This window comes from Micromonospora sp. C28SCA-DRY-2, from assembly GCF_030519475.1.
Taxonomy (GTDB): Bacteria; Actinomycetota; Actinomycetes; order Mycobacteriales; family Micromonosporaceae; genus Micromonospora.
In genome coordinates this window covers 56,772-73,890 of sequence record NZ_JAUMKD010000011.1, presented here as the reverse complement: position 1 = coordinate 73,890, position 17,119 = coordinate 56,772, and the positions used below count along the sequence as shown (strand labels likewise).

The 17,119-nt window shown below is 73.7% G+C and carries 13 protein-coding genes; 5 read left to right on the top strand and 8 right to left on the bottom strand.

The annotated features are described in order from the left end of the window. The first annotated feature begins 113 nt into the window (after positions 1-113). From Q3W71_RS30175 to Q3W71_RS30165, 3 genes are all read left to right on the top strand, one after another. Positions 114-1,985, top strand: coding sequence for a nucleoside-diphosphate sugar epimerase/dehydratase (locus Q3W71_RS30175; protein WP_302922871.1), 1,872 nt, complete (start codon positions 114-116; stop codon positions 1,983-1,985). 39 nt (positions 1,986-2,024) lie between these two features. Next, the gene (locus tag Q3W71_RS30170) at positions 2,025-3,251 is read left to right on the top strand and encodes a glycosyltransferase family 4 protein (protein WP_302922870.1); all 1,227 of its coding nucleotides are present in this window, start codon (positions 2,025-2,027) and stop codon (positions 3,249-3,251) included. Positions 3,252-3,315: 64 nt separating this feature from the next. Continuing rightward, positions 3,316-4,536, top strand: coding sequence for a glycosyltransferase (locus tag Q3W71_RS30165; RefSeq protein WP_302922869.1), 1,221 nt, complete (start codon positions 3,316-3,318; stop codon positions 4,534-4,536). Between the two features lie 79 nt (positions 4,537-4,615). On the opposite strand, the gene Q3W71_RS30160 is transcribed toward Q3W71_RS30165, so the two are convergent. From Q3W71_RS30160 to Q3W71_RS30135, 6 genes are all read right to left on the bottom strand, one after another. Next, on the bottom strand, positions 4,616-5,977 hold the full coding sequence (locus Q3W71_RS30160; protein ID WP_302922868.1) for a glycosyltransferase: 1,362 nt from the start codon (positions 5,975-5,977) through the stop codon (positions 4,616-4,618). Between the two features lie 215 nt (positions 5,978-6,192). Further along, positions 6,193-7,491, bottom strand: a complete 1,299-nt coding sequence (locus Q3W71_RS30155) for a lipopolysaccharide biosynthesis protein (RefSeq protein ID WP_302922867.1) — start codon at positions 7,489-7,491, stop codon at positions 6,193-6,195. A gap of 20 nt (positions 7,492-7,511) precedes the next feature. After that, positions 7,512-8,777: an O-antigen ligase gene (locus tag Q3W71_RS30150; protein WP_302922866.1), complete on the bottom strand. Its 1,266-nt coding sequence runs from the start codon at positions 8,775-8,777 to the stop codon at positions 7,512-7,514. A gap of 222 nt (positions 8,778-8,999) precedes the next feature. Continuing rightward, a complete protein-coding gene (locus Q3W71_RS30145; protein WP_302922865.1) occupies positions 9,000-10,007 on the bottom strand; it encodes an SDR family NAD(P)-dependent oxidoreductase in 1,008 nt (335 codons plus the stop codon). Further along, positions 10,004-10,975, bottom strand: a complete 972-nt coding sequence (locus tag Q3W71_RS30140) for an NAD(P)-dependent oxidoreductase (RefSeq protein ID WP_302922864.1) — start codon at positions 10,973-10,975, stop codon at positions 10,004-10,006. The genes Q3W71_RS30145 and Q3W71_RS30140 overlap by 4 nt, the downstream gene beginning before the upstream one ends. Beyond that, positions 10,972-11,700, bottom strand: coding sequence for a sugar phosphate nucleotidyltransferase (locus Q3W71_RS30135; RefSeq protein ID WP_302922863.1), 729 nt, complete (start codon positions 11,698-11,700; stop codon positions 10,972-10,974). Before Q3W71_RS30135 ends, Q3W71_RS30140 begins: the two co-directional genes overlap by 4 nt. 184 nt (positions 11,701-11,884) lie before the next feature. Between Q3W71_RS30135 and Q3W71_RS30130 the strand changes: the two genes are divergently transcribed. Beyond that, entirely contained in the window at positions 11,885-12,814 is a 930-nt protein-coding gene (locus Q3W71_RS30130) for an NAD(+)/NADH kinase (protein WP_302922862.1), read from the top strand. A gap of 16 nt (positions 12,815-12,830) precedes the next feature. Here Q3W71_RS30130 and pgm read toward each other — a convergent pair whose 3' ends face one another. Both pgm and glgC read right to left on the bottom strand, forming a co-directional pair. Continuing rightward, positions 12,831-14,474: a phosphoglucomutase (alpha-D-glucose-1,6-bisphosphate-dependent) gene (gene pgm, locus Q3W71_RS30125; protein ID WP_302922861.1), complete on the bottom strand. Its 1,644-nt coding sequence runs from the start codon at positions 14,472-14,474 to the stop codon at positions 12,831-12,833. A 74-nt stretch (positions 14,475-14,548) separates the two neighbouring features. After that, the gene (glgC, locus tag Q3W71_RS30120; protein ID WP_302922860.1) at positions 14,549-15,781 is read right to left on the bottom strand and encodes a glucose-1-phosphate adenylyltransferase; all 1,233 of its coding nucleotides are present in this window, start codon (positions 15,779-15,781) and stop codon (positions 14,549-14,551) included. Positions 15,782-15,852: 71 nt separating this feature from the next. On the opposite strand from glgC, the gene glgA reads away from it, so the two are divergent. Next, positions 15,853-17,061 carry a glycogen synthase gene (gene glgA, locus Q3W71_RS30115; RefSeq protein ID WP_302922859.1) on the top strand — a complete coding sequence of 403 codons (1,209 nt, stop codon included), beginning with the start codon at positions 15,853-15,855 and terminating at the stop codon, positions 17,059-17,061. The last annotated feature ends 58 nt before the right edge of the window (positions 17,062-17,119 follow it).

Below are 17,119 nucleotides of genomic sequence, written 5' to 3'. Positions count from 1 at the left end.
CCGGCAATTCGAGAAACGCCCAAACGGCTCAGTTTGATTGTAAGAAGCTGTAACCGGCACAAACTCCTCCCGTCCACGGCGGTAGGAGGTCGGAGACGGGACAAGGAGCACACATGCCGCTGGACACGGAGAGCCTGCGACGGACGGACGACAGGGCACGCCGTGCCCGAGCCCGCCGCCGTGCCGTCGGTTTTCTCGCCACCGACACCACCGCCTGGCTCGGCGGTTTCCTCGCGGCCGCCTGGACCCGTTACGAGTTCCAACCGCCCCCCGGCCTGCTGGGCCGAGCCGCCGGCATCGGCGCGCTCGCCGCGGTGGTCCACGTGGCGGTGGCCGCGCTGCGCCGGCTCTACTCCGGACGCCACCCGCTGGGCAGCCTCCAGGAGGTGCAGGGCGTCGCCGGCACGACGATCACCACCGCCGGGATCGTGCTGCTCGGCCTGCTGCCGTCCGTCGACCGACCGGTGCCGGCGAGCACTCCGCTGGTCGCGGGCGCGCTCGCCCTGCTGTTCATGTTCGGCGCCCGGTTCGCCTACCGGTACCGCCGGGATCTCGCCATGCGTCCGGACGCCCGGTCGGCCACCCCGGTGCTGCTCTTCGGCATGGGTGACGCCGGCCAGGGCCTGCTGCGGGCGATGCTCAGCGACCCGCGCGGCCGGTACCTGCCGGTCGGCGCGCTCGACGACGACCCGGACAAGCGCGACCTGCGCATCGGTGGGGTGCGGGTGCTCGGCGGCCGGCACGACGTGGGCACAGCCGTCCGCCGCACCGGCGCCAGCACCGTGATCTTCTCGGTCGCCAACGCCGACGCGGCCCTGATCCGGCAGATCCGGGAGGCGACCCTCCAGACCGGTGCCGCGTTCAAGGTGCTGCCCCCGGTCCGTGACCTGGTCGACCACCGGATCACCGTCACCGATGTCCGCGACGTGCGGATCAGCGACCTGCTCGGCCGCCGGCAGGTCGTCGCCGACCTGCCCCTGACCAGCAACAGCCTCGCCGGCCGCCGGGTCCTGGTCACCGGCGCCGGCGGTTCGATCGGTTCCGAGCTGTGCCGCCAGCTGATGAAGGCCGACCCGGGCGAGCTGATGATGCTCGACCGGGACGAGTCGGCCCTGCACAGCCTCCAGATGTCGCTGGCCGGGCGGGCCCTGCTGGACGGCCCCGAGCTGATCCTGGCCGACCTGCGCGACGACGAGGGCATCCGCCGGATCATCCAGGAGCGCCGGCCGGACGTCATCTTCCACGCGGCCGCGCTGAAGCACCTCACGCTGCTGCAACGGCACCCCGGCGAGGCGGTCAAGACGAACGTCTGGGGCACCCTGTCGGTGCTGGACGCCTGCCGCGACGTGGCCAAGTTCGTGAACATCTCCACCGACAAGGCGGCCGACCCGATCAGCGTGCTCGGCTACTCGAAGCGGATCACCGAGCTGCTGACCGCGCACGCCGCCTCCCGGTTTCCCGGCACCTTCCTCAGCGTCCGGTTCGGCAACGTGCTGAGCAGCCGGGGGTCGGTGGTGACCGCGTTCCAACGGCAGATCGAGGCGGGCCGCCCGCTGACCGTCACCCACCCCGAGGTGACCCGTTACCTGATGACGGTGCAGGAGGCGGTCCACCTGGTGCTCCAGGCCGCGGAGATCGGCCGGGACGGCGAGGCGTTGGTGCTCGACATGGGTGAACCGGTGCGCATCGCCGACCTGGCCCGGCAGCTGGCCGAGCAGGCGCAGAGCTCGGTGCCGATCGTCTACACCGGGCTGCGCCCCGGCGAGAAGCTGCACGAGGACCTGCTGGGCACCGGCGAGACGGACGCCCGGCCGCTGCACCCGCTGATCTCGCACGTGACGGTTCCGGCGCTGGACCCGATGGAGGTCAGCGGTCTCGACCCGTACGACGACCCGGAGAAGGTCATCGCACAACTGGCGCAGCTCTGCGCCCAGCGGGCGGTATCCGCCGTGGACCGCCCGCGGGAGGCGCCGCTGCCCCGCTGACGTGTCGACGCAGGCCGTGATGGAGGGAGTTCCGGCAAGGTGACATCGACCGACGAGAGGCGCGGCCAGCGGCAGCACCGGCCGGCGACGGCCCGGCGACTCCGGATCGCCGTGCTGCTCAAGACGAACAGCGGTGGGGCCTGGATCCTGCCCCAGGTGGAGGCGATGCGCGAGCGTGGACACCAGGTCTTCGTGGTGCTCCCACCCGGGGAGGGCCGGCTCACCACCGAGTTGCGCCGACGCCGGTTCGAGGTGGTCGAGTGCCCGGTTCCGGTCCGGCCGGGCCCGTCGATGCTGCTCGGGTTCTGGCGGCTGCGCCGGCTGATGCGCCGGCTGCGGCCGGACGTCCTGCAGTACCACCTGATCGCGTCGGCGTACCTGGCGAGACTGGCGACCATCGGCCTGCCACTGCGCCGGGTGCACACCGTCGCCGGCCCGCTCTACCTGGACTCGCCCCTGATCAGGGCGGCCGAACGGGTGATGTGGCGGCTCGACGACGTCATCGTGTGCGGCTGCGCGAACGCCTCGGAGCGGTACGCGGCGCTGGGCTGCCCGCCGCGGCGGCGGGCGGTCGCCACGTACGGCGTGGACACCGGCGCGTTCGATCCGACCGGTACCGGGCCGGACGAGCGCGCGGCGGCCCGGGCCGAACTGGGCATCCCGCCGGACGCCTTCCTCGCCGTGATGGTCGCGTACGTGTATCCGCCGAAACGGCTCGTGTACCGGGGCCGCGGCATCAAGGGCCACGACGTGCTGCTGGAGGCGTGGCGGACGTTCCGCCGGCGGCATCCCCGGGCGCACCTGTTGCTGGTCGGTGGCGGCTGGACGGCGCCCGGCGAGGCGCACCGCCGGGAGCTGATCGAACGCTTCCACGTGGCGGACGACCCGAGCATCACCTGGCTGGAGACCGTCCCGGACGTCCGCCCCTGCTACCAGGCGGCCGATGTCAGCGTCAGCCCCTCGCTGAGCGAGAGTCACGGCGCGGCGGTCGAGGCGGGTGCGATGGCCGTGCCGAGCATCGTCAGCGACGCCGGCGGGCTCCCCGAGACGGTCGACGAGAGGTCCGGGTGGGTGGTGCCCCGCGACGACCCGGCGGCGCTGGTGGCCGCGCTGACCAGCGCCCACGCCGAGTTCACGGCGGGCACGCTGGGCAGCCGGGGCCAGGCCGCCCGGCGGCGGATGGTCGACCTGTTCGACAACCGCCGCACGGCCCGCCAGGTGACCGAGGTTTGCGAGCAGGTCGCCGCCGTGGCGAGGCCCCGATGAACGGGTCGGTCGGGGCGGACGGCGGCGCGGCGGGCGTGCGCCGGGCGGCTGGTGGGAGGCGCTGATGCGGGTCGTGGTGACGTCGGAGTCCCGGTTCAGTCGTACGCCCGACGGCCGGGTCTGGGTCCAGGCCGGACCGGACTATGCGATCTGGCGACGGTATCTGGTGGCGTTCGATCGGGTGCGGATCGCCGCCCGCACGCTCGACGTGCCGGAGGTGCCCGAGGGTGCCGCCCGGGTCGACGGCGACGGCGTCGAGGTCTGGCCGCTGCCGTACTACGTCGGTCCACGCCAGTACGTGCTGCGCCGGCGCGCGGTGGCCCGGTCGGTCGTCACCGCGGCCGACCGGGGGGACGCGGTCATCCTGCGGGTGCCCTCCCCGATCGGCTCCCTGCTGGCCGCGGCGCGCGAGCGGGCGCGGCTGCCGTACGCCCTCGAGGTGATCGGCGATCCGTACGACGTGCTGGCCCCCGGCGTGGTGCGCCACCCGTTGCGGCCGGTGCTGCGCGCCTCGTCCACCCGACGGCTGCGTCAGCAGTGCCGCTCCGCCGCCGCCGTGGCGTACGAGACGGAGCGCCATCTGCAGCGCCGCTATCCCGCCCTGCCGGCGACGCCGACGGCCGGCATCTCCAGCGTCGACCTGCCCGCGGTCGCCTTCGTGCCGAACCCCCGCCCCGTCCGGCCAGCGCTGACCGAGGCCAGGCTCGTCTCGATCGGCTCGCTCGAACAGCTCTACAAGGGCATCGACACGCTCGTCGCGGCGCTCGCCCACCCGGCCGGCCCCGGCCCCCGGCTCCGGTTGGTGCACGTCGGGGCCGGTGCGTACCGGCCGCACCTGGAACAGCTGGCGGACCGGCTCGGCGTCACCGACCGGGTCACCTTCGCCGGCGTCCTGCCCACCGTCGAGGACGTCCGCCGCCACCTCGACGCGGCCGACCTGTTCGTCATGCCGTCGCGTACCGAAGGCCTGCCGCGGGCCCTGATCGAGGCGATGGCCCGGGCCCTCCCGGCGATCGGCTCGACCGCGGGTGGGATCCCGGAGCTGCTCGCCCCGGCGGACCTGGTTCCCCCCGACGACCCCGCGGCGCTGGCCGCCGCGCTCGGCCGGATGGTCACCGACCCGGACCGGCTCGCCGCCGCGTCGGCCCGCAACCTGGCCCGGGCCCGCCAGTTCTCCGCCGAGACACTCGACGCCCGGCGGGCCGACTACTACCGGGCGGTGGCCGAGGCGACCGAACGGCGGGGCTGGCCGGCCCGCGGCCTGCGGGTGCCGGCCCCGCGCTGACCGCAGCCGCCCCGACCCGCCCGCCCACCACGACGATGGTCCCCGCCCCTCACCGGGCGGGGACCATCCGCTGAGCCCGTTACGACCGCCGACCCACCCGGGCGCGCCGGCCGGGCGCGCCCCCGTCGGCCACCCGCCGCAGGAGGTCCAGGTAGCCGGTGAGCTGGTCCTCCCGGAAGAGGCCGTCCAGCGCGGAGGCGGGCACCGCCGGCAGCTGGCCGTGGCGCTCCTTCACGGCCAGCCACTCCCGTAGCTGGTCCGCGATCGCGTGTTTGTCGTTGCGCACCACTCCGGCGCCGCGGTCCCGGAGCAGCTTCGCCGCCACCCCCGCCTCGTAGCCGAGCAACAGGATCGGGCGCCGGGCCAGGAGGTAGTCGAAGATCTTCCCGGTCACCGTGCCGGCGTCCCGCGGGTCGTTCCACATCAGCAGCACGAGGGCGTCCGCCTCGGCCTGGATGCGCCAGGACTTCTCGGCGGAGACGTGGCCGAGCAGGGTGACGGAGTCGCCGACGCCGGCCCGGTCGACCGCCGCCCGGACGATCCCGTTGTCCTCCCCGGCGAAGACCACGTGCACCCGGGCGGCATCCGGCCCGAGCAGCGCGATCGCGTCCAGCAACGGCCCGGGGTCCCGCCTGCCCGGGTAGACGTACCCGGTGTGGGCCAGGGTCAGCACCGCGCCCGGCCGGCCCTCGCCGGAACGATCGGCGGCCACCGCGCCGACCGGGGCGGGCGCGGGCACCGGCCGCCGGTCGATGCCGTTCATGACCACGTGGGTGTCCACCCCGAACGTGCGGCGCACGGTCTCCGCCAGCGGCTCGGAGACGGTCACGCAGGTGGCCACCGAGCGCAGCACCCGCCCTTCCAGCCGGCGGTCCACCGCGCGGCGCAGGCCGGAGCGCACCCAGTACTCGTTGCCGACCGACCACAGGTCCCGGTAGTCGGCGACCCAGGGCACCCCGAACCGGCGGGCCAGCGCGGCGGCCACCACGAAACCGGAGAACGGCGGTCCGGAGGCCAGGATGACGTCCGGCCGCCAACCACCGTGCCGCCGCAGGAAGCCGCGGGTCGCCGCCCGGATCCAGTTGACCTGCGGGTCGGGGATGAGCAGCTCCATGCCGGCCTTCCAGATCAACCGGCCGGCCGCGGCCCGGGCGCCGGCGAGCCGGGCCCGCCCCGGCGTCCCGGCGCCCCCGTCCCGCCGCGGACCGGACGTCCGGTTGACCCGGGGCAGCTGGGGCGCGGGGAGGGCCCGGACCACCAGGCCCTCGGGGATCCCGACCGGCGTCCCGCCCTGCTCCGCCCCGATGGCGGTCAGCACGCGCACGTCCCAGCCCTGGTCCAGGGCGAAGGCGGCGAGCGCCCCCGGCCGGCGGGCGCCGACCGTCTCGGCCGGCGGAAAGTGGTACGAGACGACGAGCAGCCGGGGCGGCGCCCCGGGCACCGACCCGGGGTCCGGACCGCCGGCGGCGTCTCCCCCGCCTCCCCACGGGCGGCCCGTCATCGGGACCCCCCGAACGACCACCGGCACCCGACATGTCGACGCTCAGCGCCCTGCATCGCCTCAAGCCCCTCTCTTCGGACGGCTATCCGGATCAACGAGTGCGGGGGTGACCGGGACGTGCGATTCACCCCAGAAGGTGTGGGGTCGCCCGGCGCTCACGTCCGGGCCAGCGCCGCTGGTTCGGCCGTCCGTTCCGGCCGGGTCGCCGCCCCACTCGTCACGGCGCGCAGCGACATCAACCAGCACGCCAGGTACGCGAGCGCGCCGGAGACGCTCATGGTCCAGATGGCGGCCAGCGGCGACGCTCCGGACAGGGCGGCGGCGGACACCGCGCCGGAGACCAGCACGACGCGACCCAGGTCCCAGGCGAGCTGACGGCCGTGCTGCCCGAAGACGACAAGCGTCTGCGACATCGGCGAGGCGACGAACTGCACGGCCATGTAGACCGCGAGCGCCTGGGCGTACGACCCGCTGGTCGCCCATCCGGCGCCGAAGAGGACCGAGAACGCCGCCGGCGCGGCGACGACGAGCAGGAGGGCGCTCGGCACGGCGATCAGGGTCAGCTTCCGGCTCGCTCCGACGAAGATGCGCCGTCCCGTGCCGGCGCCCTCCCGGGCCGCCCGGGAGATCTCCGCCAGGTAGACCTGGGCGACCGCCGACGCCACCAGGGCGGCCGGCATGGCGACCACCCGTTGGGTCAGCCCGAGCCAGCCGGCGACGGAAGCGCCGTACCAGGAGGCGATGAGCAGCACCGGGAACTGGGTGCCGAGGATGTTGAGCAGCCCGGACGGCGCGAGCAGCAACGGGAACCGGCGGTACCGGCGGGCCACCGCCCGCAGCCGCCGGCGGTCGCGTCCCGCCCTGCCCTCCGCGCTGCGCAGGCCGGCGTCGCGCAGCAGGACGACAGCGGAGGCGACCTGGCCGACGCCGAGGCCCAGCGCCATGCCGCCGGGGCGGAGCCCGGCGAGGCCGGCGCCGAGTTGGGTGACCACGATGGTCAGCGACTGGGCGAAGCTGCGCTGGCCGATCGAGCCGTACCGGCGGTGCCGGACGGCGAGCTGGTTGAGAACCAGGACGACCCCCATGGCGGCCGCGGCCGGCGGCACCACCCACAGCCACCGCGCCAGCTCCGGCTGACCGAAGAGCCGGCTGACGTCCGCGCCGGCGACGAGCACCACGACGGTGCCCAGCAGCGCGGTGACGCCGGCGGCGGCCAGGCCCAGGGCGACCAGGGCCTGCGCGTCCCGCTCCTCCTCGGGTAGTGGTACCGCCAGTTCGAAGCGGAACGCGGCCACGGTGCCGATCGTCACCACCAGGGCCGCCACCACGGCGAAGACGCCGAAGTCGGCCGGGCGGTAGATCCGGGACAGCAGCGGGGCGGCCGCCAGCGCGAGCACCTGACCCCCGGCCGAACCGGCGGCGATGGCGACCACGCCCCGCCGGCTCGCCGACATCCGGGCAGCACGCGGCCACCTCACCGGCGGGCGTACTCCCCGGTCGTCGGCCCGGCGGGCCGGCCGGACCCGGACCGGGCGTGGGACGCGGCACCTTCCCGGTACCCGTGCCCGGGCACCGGTCCGGCCCGCCGCGGCCGGCGGGCGACGTGGCCAGCGGACCGGCGGGGACGGTCGCCGGACCGGCGGTGTCGACCGCCGTCGGACGTCGCCCGGATGAGCACGAGCACGCCGAGGGCCAGCGAGCAGAACAGGGTCCGGCTGGCGTTGACGTCCCCGGACGTGGCGACCGCTACCGCGTTGAACGCCAGCAGCGCGAGGACGAACCCGGCCACGGTGTCCACCCTGGCCGCGCGCCAGAGCCCGATCGCCACGGCGGCGACCGCCAGGATGAACGCCCCACCCACCAGCCAGCCGGCCTCGGCGAGGAGTTCGAGCCAGAGGTTGTGCGGATAGTTGTGCTCGGGCATCCAGGCGTGGTAGTTCCAGTTCCCGTAGCCGACGCCCATCGGGTGGTCGGCGATCACGGTCATCGTGCGCTCCCGCATCTCCGCCCGCGCGGTGCCGAACAACTCGTCCGACGGGTCGACGATCAGGGCGTACATCCGGGGCGGGAGCAGCGCGGGCAGGGCCATCACGGCGGCCACCAGCCCGCCCATCAGGCCCAGCATGACCCACTCGCGACGGCCCCGGCTGGTCTGCCGCCGCAGCCCGGCGAGGACGAGTACGAGCAGCGCGACCACGGTCGCCACCAACGGCCCCCGGGAGCCGGTGGCGAACAGCCCGAGCGCGAGCAGGACCGCCACCGCCGCCGCCGGCCAGGGCGCCAGCCGCCGGCACAGGTACAGCCAGACGACGGCCACGATCGCGCCGCCGATGGCCCGGGCCAGCCAGATGGGGTTGGACCCGAACCCGCCCGACCGGCCGTTCTGGGCGTCACCGGCCAACGCCGCGAGCGCCAACACGACACCGCAGACGACGAACACCGCGGCGAACATCTCCACGTCGCGCCGATTGCGGACGATCGCGACGGCGACGGTGGCGAGCAGTGTCAGGGTGAGCAGGAGGAAGAACTTCTGCTGGCCGTACTCCGACTCCGGGACGCGCAGGAAGCCGGGCAGGGCGAGGACCCCGAACGTCAGCAGGACCCAGAACACCACCACCCGGGCCCGGGAGGCGGGCCGGAGCACCTCGTAGAGCACCAGCGGCACCGCCAGCGCCGCCGCGGTGAGCAGGAAGCTCCGGCCGACCGTCCGCGGGAACTGGTCGAAGTTGAGCAGCAGCACGACGACCGTCGCGCGGAGGACGGTGGAACCGAGCCCGGCGCGCGGTCGTGGCGCTGCCCGATCCGGCGACGGCGGGACAGGGTTCCCGTTCTCGGGCGACCAGACGTCGCCACGCACCATCATCACGTCGATCCTCCCGTCCGGGTCCGCCATCCGCTCAACGAGCGGCCGGCGACCCGGACGTCCAGGTACGCCCTTGCGGGTGAACATCCGGCGATGGCCCTACACCGCCCGGTCGGTGCGGTAACGGGCCAGGTTGGCGGGGTCGAGGAACCACTCCACGGTCGCCTTCAGGCCGTCGTCGATGGTGGTGGCGGGTTGCCAGCCGGTCCGGGCCCGCAGCAGGCTGCTGTCGCCGACGAGCCGCTCCACCTCGGACTCGGCGGGACGCAGCCGCCCCTCGGTGACCACCACCTCCGGTTCCCTGCCGAACATCGCCGCGATCTTGCGGACCAGCTCGGCGATCGCGGTCTCCCGGCCGGTGGCCGCCTGGAAGACCCGGCCCACCACGGCCGCTTCCGCGGCGGTGCCGACCGCGATGAACGCCGCCACCGTGTCGGCCACGTACACCAGGTCACGGGTGGTGGTGAGCGCGCCGAGCTGGACGGCGCCGGTGGTCTTGGCGAGCTGGCTGACGATGGTCGGGATGACCGCCCGGGTCGACTGCCGCGGTCCGTAGGTGTTGAACGGCCGGAGGGTGACCACCGGCAGCGCGAAGCTGAGGTGGTAGCTCTCGGCCAGCTTGTCCGCGCCGATCTTGGACGCGGCGTACGGGGACTGGCCCCGCAGCCGGTGCTCCTCGGTCATCGGGACGGTGGTCGCGGTGCCGTACACCTCGCTCGTGGAGGTGACCACCACCCGGCCGGTGCCGGCCGTCCGGGCGCTCTCCAGCACGTTGAGGGTCCCGGTGACGTTCGTGTCGACGTACGACTGCGGCGCCAGGTAGGAGTACGGGATCCCGCCGAGCGCGGCGAGGTGGTAGACGACGGCGACGTCGTCCACCAGCCGCTGGACCATCCCCCGGTCCCGGATGTCACCGGCCACCACCTCGACCTCGGCGAGCAGCTCCGGGCTCAGCGTGTCCAGCCAGCCGTGCGAGCCGGCGCCGTTGTAGTGGACGAGGGCCCGCACCCGGTGCCCCTGGTTGACCAGGGCCTCGACCAGGTGCGAGCCGATGAAACCGCCTGCGCCGGTGACGGCGACCAGGTCGCCGGTGGGGTGCTTCGTCATGTCATCTGCTCCTCTTTCTGCGGTCCGCCCCGTTCCGGGGCGGGCACGGTGCCAGTCCGGCCGGCACGGACCGGATCGGGTACGGCCGACTCGGCGGCCACGGCATGCCACAACATCCGGATCGAGTCGGTCAGCTCGTGGCGGGGCGTCCAACCCAGCACGGTCGCGGCGCGGCGGATGTCGGCGCGGACCCAGTCGACGGCCGCCGACCGTGGGGACGGCGGCCGGTTCTCCCGGACCTCCACCGCCGCTCCCGCCGTGCGGACCAGCAGCCGGACGGCCTCCCGCACCGGGACCGCCCGCCCGCTGCCGATGTTGACCACCCGCGCCGCGGGAGCGGGCACGCTCACCGCGGCCCGGACCGCCGCCGCCACGTCGCGGACGTCGACGAAGTCGCGGTGGGCGTCCAGCGGGCCGGTGGGCAGGTCGGCGCCCGGGGCGAGCCGGGCGACCGACGCCGCCACCCGCCCGAGCAGTGTCGTCCGTGGCAGGCCCGGGCCGATCGGGTTGAACACCCGGAGCACGACCGGATCGACCCGACCGGTGCGCGCCGCCAGTTCGACGAACCGGGTCGCCGCGGCCTGGCTGATGCCGTAGTCGCTGACCGGCCGCGGCGGCGTGTCCTCGGTGACCGAGGTGCCGAACGGCACCGGCCCGTACTCGGCGGCCGAGCCGAGCCGGACCAACCGGGCGCGGGGCGCGGCGACGGCGACGGCGTCGACGAGCTTGGCGGCGCTCAGCGTGTTGGCCCGGACCAGCTCGGCGGCGCTGCCGACGGTGGCGCCCACACAGCTCACGACCGCCCGGGGACGAACGGCGGCGACCAGGTCACGCAGGTCCTCACGGTCGCAGCCGGCGAGGTCGCACTCGGCGCGCCCGGGGCAGACGAGGTCCGCGTCGGCTTCCAACGCCCGCCGGACCTGGCTGCCGATGAAACCGGAGGCGCCGAAGAGCAGCAGCCTCGTCATGCCGGTGACGGCGTACCGACGGGCAGCAGCATCGGCGCCACGTCGGGGAAGGCCCGGTTGGCCTCGTCGTAGTCCTCGGGCCGGCCGATGTCCAGCCAGTAGCCGTCGAACTCGTAGCCCGCCGGCGGCTGGCCCCTGCCGAGGAGGTCCAGGACGAGCTGGTCGAACCCGAAGGGCTGGCCCACCGGATAGGACGCGATGGTGCTCCGGGAGAGCCCGTAGACCCCCATGCTGACCCGGTAGTGCAGGACGGGTTTCTCGGAGAAGGAGGTGACCTTGTCGCCCTCGGTCTCCAGCACCCCGAAATCGATCTTCACGGTGCGCCGGTAGGTGGCGACGGTCAGCGGTGCGCCGGAATCCCGATGGGTGGCCAGCAGGTCGGCGTAGTCCAGATTGGTGAGGACGTCACCGTTCATCACGAGGAAGTGCTCCGGCAGCCGGTCCCGGATGCCGAACAGCGGCCCGATGGTGGACAGCGGCTGCCGCTCCTCGACGTACTCCACTGTCAGGTTGAACCGGGATCCGTCGCCGACGAACGCGCGGATCAACGAGCCGAGGTGGTTGATGGCCAGGGTGACGTGGGTGAAGCCATGGGCCGCCAACTGGTGCAGGATGATCTCCAGGATGGCGTAGCTCTCCCCGATCGGCACCAGCGGCTTCGGTAGCGTCGAGGTGAACGGACGCAGTCGCACCCCCGCGCCGCCGGCCATGATCACGACGTGCATCGCCCCTCGCCCCTCCGCTCGTCCCGTGACGCCTTCCATCGCCGTTCAACGAGCCCAACCTGCTCAAGGTACGCAAAAAGCCCGGTTGAGCAGCGCGAACACGATTCACCCGCTGGTTCGCCGACCGCCGTCGCTCCCGCCGGTACGGCCGTTCCGGGCGTCCGGAATGTGGTGAGGTGGAGGCATGGAACGGATCCGGCTCGGGCTGGTGCTGCACCCCACCCGGGACGTCTCCGAGGTGGTCGGCATCGTCGCCGAGTGGGCGGCCCGGCACGGGATGGGCCTGGCGGTACGCGCCGAGGACCGGCACCGGGTGCCGGCGATGGCCGAGCCGCTGCCGGCCGCGGAGGTGGCCGCCGCGTCGAGCGCCCTGATCGCCATCGGCGGCGACGGCACCATGCTCGGCGCGCTGCGCTCCGCGGTGCGCGACCCGAAGCCCGTGCTCGGCGTGCACGTCGGCAAGCTGGGCTTCCTGGTGGAGGTGGAGCCGCCGGACCTGCCGCGGGCGCTGGACCGGCTGGCGAACAAGGACTTCACCGTCGAGCGGCACAGCTGCCTGGCCTGCGACGTGTGCGGCGACGACGTGGTCGCGTTCAACGACATCGCGCTGGTCCGCCAGCCCGGCGCCGGCTTCGTCAACGCCACCCTCTCCGTCGACGGGCAGCAGTACGGCTACTACCGCTGCGACGCGCTGGTGGTGAGCACCCCGACCGGGTCGACCGCGTACAGCTACGCCGCTGGCGGACCGCTGATCTCCCCCGCCACCGACGCGGTGGTGGTCACCCCCTCCGCGCCGATGGCCGGGATCTCCCGCTCGGTGGTGCTCTCCCCGGAGGAGACCATCCGGCTGGACCTGCGTCCGGGCTCCGGGCCGGTCGCCGTCGAGATGGACGGCGTGATCCTCCGGGACGCCGCGACCGAGGGTTCGGTGCAGGTGCGCTACCGCCGGGACGCCGGCCTGGTCGTCCGCCTGGACCCGCGCCGCTACCAGGAGCGCAACCAGCTCAAGCTGAGCCTGCTGGATCTCCCGCTGCTCCCCGAGCAGCTGCGCGAGCTGCTTCCCGAGAACCTGCGCCAGCAGCTCAACCGCCGGGAACTGCCGCCGCCGCGCTGAACCGGGCCGGGGCGGCTCAGGCCTGCTTGAGTACCTCGGAGACCAGGTCCTTCGCCTCCTGCTGGATCCGGGTCAGGTGCTCCGGGCCCTGGAACGACTCCGCGTAGATCTTGTAGACGTCCTCGGTGCCGGAGGGCCGGGCGGCGAACCAGCCCGACTCGGTGGTCACCTTGAGCCCGCCGATCGGGGCGCCGTTGCCCGGCGCGGTGGTGAGCGTCGCGGTGATCGGCTCGCCGGCCAGTTCGGTGGCGGTCACCTGCTCCGGGGAGAGCTTGGCCAGCACCGCCTTCTCCGCCCGGCTCGCCGGGGCGTCGATGCGGGCGTACGCGGGCGCGCCGAAGCGCTCGGCCAGCTCGGTCCAGTGCTGGCTGGGGGTGCGCCCGGTGGTCGCGATGATCTCGGCGGCGAGCAGGCAGAGCAGGATGCCGTCCTTGTCGGTGGTCCAGGTGCTCCCGTCGCGGCGCAGGAACGACGCGCCGGCGCTCTCCTCGCCGCCGAAGCCGACCGCGCCGTCGAGCAGCCCCGGGACGAACCACTTGAAGCCGACCGGCACCTCCAGCAGCGGGCGGCCCAGGTCGGCGGCGACCCGGTCGATCATCGACGAGGAGACCAGGGTCTTGCCGACGGCGGCCGCCGGCCCCCACTCGGTGCGGGTGCGGAACAGGTGGGCGATCGCCACCGCGAGGTAGTGGTTGGGGTTCATCAGGCCGGCGTCGGGGGTGACGATGCCGTGCCGGTCGGCGTCCGCGTCGTTGCCGGTGGAGACCTGGTAGTCGGCCCGGGCGGCGATCAGCGACGCCATCGCGTTCGGCGAGGAGCAGTCCATCCGGATCTTGCCGTCGCCGTCCAGGGTCATGAACCGCCAGGTGGGGTCGACCGTCGGGTTGACCACTGTCAGGTCCAGCCGGTGCCGCTCGGCGATCTCACCCCAGTAGGCCACGCTCGCTCCGCCGAGCGGATCGGCGCCGATCCGCACGCCGGCGGCGCGGATCGCGTCGATGTCGAGGACCGCCGGCAGGTCGTCCACATAGCGGGCGAGGAAGTCGTACGTCCCGGTGGTGTCCGCGGCGCGGGCCCGGGCGTACGGGACGCGCTTCACCTCGGTCAGCCCGCCGGCCAGGATCTCGTTGGCCCGGTCCTGGATCCACTTCGTGACGTCGGTGTCCGCCGGGCCGCCGTGGGTGGGGTTGTACTTGAAGCCCCCGTCGTCGGGCGGGTTGTGCGACGGGGTGATCACGATGCCGTCGGCGAGCCCGCTGGTGCGCCCCCGGTTGTGGGTCAGCACGGCGTGCGACAGCGCCGGGGTCGGGGTGTAGCCGTCCCGGCTGTCCACCAGCACGGTGACCCCGTTGGCGGCGAGCACCTCCAGCGCGGTCACCGCGGCCGGGGCGGAGAGGGCGTGGGTGTCCCGGGCGAGGAAGAGCGGGCCGTCCGGGCCGCGCTCGCGGCGGTGGTCGCAGAGCGCCTGGGTGACGGCGAGGATGTGGTCGGAGTTGAACGCGTTGCGCAGGCTCGACCCGCGGTGGCCGGAGGTGCCGAAGGAGACCTGCTGCGCCGGGTCGTGCGGATCCGGGTGCTCGGCGTAGTAGGCGGTCACCAGCCGCGGCACGTCGACCAGGTCGGCGGGCTCGGCGGGCTGGCCGGCACGGGGATGGGCCACTGCGGCAACCTCCTCAGGCAGGGACGGACGCTGACTCTTTCCCTCGGTCGGGCGGGGTCACACGTGGCGGTGCCTCACAGCTCGACCCGCTGGCCCTTGCCGATCACCACGACGCCGTTGTCGGACACGGTGTAGCGCTGCCGGTCCTTCTCCAGGTCGACGCCGATCTCGGCCCCCTCGGGCACGAACACGTTCTTGTCGAGGATGGCCCGGCGGACCACGGCGTGCCGGCCGATCTCGACGCCCTCCATCAGCACCGAGCCGTCGACGTGCGCCCAGGAGTGCACCTTCACCTTCGGCGAGACGACCGAGTTCTCCACCAGCGAGCCGGAGATCACCGCGCCGGGCGACACCATCGAGGCGACCGCCCGGCCGACCCGCTCGCCCCACTGGTGCACGAACTTGGCCGGCGGGAACGGTGGCTGCGCGGTGTAGATCGGCCACTCGAAGTTGTAGAGGTTGAACACCGGGTGCACGTTGATCAGATCCATGTGCGCGTCGTAGAACGAGTCGAGCGTCCCCACGTCGCGCCAGTAGCCGCGGTCCCGGTCGGTGCTGCCCGGCACCTCGTTGTCGCGGAAGTCGTAGACGTTCGCCTCGCCGCGTTCGACCAGCATCGGGATGATGCTGCCGCCCATGTCGTGCTTGCTGGACTTGTCCTCCGCGTCGCGCTCGACGGCGTCGCAGAGCGCCTTGGTGGTGAAGACGTAGTTGCCCATCGAGGCGTAGATCTGGTCGGGGGCGTCGGGCAGGCCGACCGCGTCGGTGGGCTTCTCGCGGAACGCCCGGATCCGCCGGCCGTCCTCGCCGACCTCGATCACCCCGAACTGGTCGGCCATCGCCAACGGCTGCCGGATGCCGGCCACGGTGACCCCGGCGCCGGAGGCGATGTGGTCCTCCACCATCTGCCGCGGGTCCATCCGGTAGATGTGGTCGGCGCCGAAGACGATCACGTAGTCGGGCTGCTCGTCGTGGATCAGGTTGAAGCTCTGGTAGATCGCGTCGGCCGAGCCGGCGAACCACCAGGGGCCGCGGCGCTGCTGCGCCGGCACCGGGGTCACGTAGTTGCCCAGCAGGGTGGACATCCGCCAGGTCTTGGTGATGTGCCGGTCGAGCGAGTGCGACTTGTACTGGGTCAGCACCACGATCTTGAGGTAGCCGGCGTTGGCCAGGTTGGAGAGGACGAAGTCGACCATGCGGTACATCCCCCCGAAGGGGACGGCCGGCTTCGCCCGGTCCGTGGTGAGCGGCATCAGGCGCTTGCCCTCCCCGCCGGCCAGGACGATCGCGAGCACCTTGTCAGCCATGCTCCGACGCTATCCATCCGCGTCGCACTTCACCACTCGTACGGGCACTCTTCTGCACTAGGGTGCGGGGGGTGACCGACACCCCTCAGCTGCGCGTCGACCTGCTCACCCGGGAGTACCCGCCGGAGGTGTACGGCGGGGCCGGGGTGCACGTCGAGTACCTGGCCCGGGAGCTGCGCCGGCTGGCCGAGGTGCGGGTGCACTGCTTCGGCGCGCCGCGCACCGAGCCGGGCGTCACCGCGTACGCCGAGCCGTTCGGGCTGACCGGCGCGAACGCCGCGCTGCGCACCATGGGGGTCGACCTGGAGATGGCGGCCGGCTGCGCCGGCACCGACGTGGTGCACAGCCACACCTGGTACGCCAACCTGGCGGGGCACACCGCGAAGCTGCTGTACGGGGTGCCGCACGTGGTCACCGCGCACAGCCTGGAGCCGCTGCGGCCGTGGAAGGCCGAGCAGCTCGGCGGCGGCTACGCGCTCTCCTCCTGGTGCGAGCGGACGGCGGTGGAGGCCGCCGACGCGGTGATCGCGGTCAGCGCGGGGATGCGCCGCGACGTGCTGGCCGCGTACCCGGCGGTGGACCCGGAGCGGGTCCGGGTGGTGCACAACGGCATCGACACCGGGCAGTACGCGCCGGACCCGGGCACCGACGTGGTGGACCGGCTCGGCATCGACCCGGCCCGGCCGAGCGTGGTGTACGTCGGCCGGATCACCCGGCAGAAGGGGCTACCGTACCTGCTGCGGGCGGCCCGGTCGCTGCCGCCGGACACCCAGCTCGTGCTGCTCGCCGGCGCGCCGGACACCCCGGAGATCGCCGTCGAGGTGGAGAACCTGGTGCACGAGCTGCGGGCCACCCGCTCGGGGGTGGTCTGGGTGGCCGAGATGCTGCCCAAGCACGAGGTGATCCAGGTGCTCACGCACGCCACCGTCTTCGTCTGCCCGTCGGTCTACGAGCCGATGGGCATCGTCAACCTGGAGGCGATGGCCTGCGAGACCGCCGTGGTGGCGACCGCCACCGGCGGCATCCCGGAGGTGGTCGCCGACGGCGAGACCGGGCTGCTGGTGCCGATCGAGCAGGCCACCGACGGTTCCGGCCGACCGCTGAACCCGGAGGCCTTCGTCGCCGACCTGGCGGCCCGGATCAACGAGGTGCTGGCCGACCCGGAGCGGGCCGCCGAGTTCGGCCGGGCCGGCCGGCGCCGGGCGGTGGAGCACTTCTCCTGGGACACCGTGGCCCGGCGGACGCTGGAGGTGTACCGGTCGGTGGGCGCCGCCGGCTGAGGGGTCGGTTGGACGGAAACCTTCGACCATTAGATCCGAACACGTAGACATCTTTCAT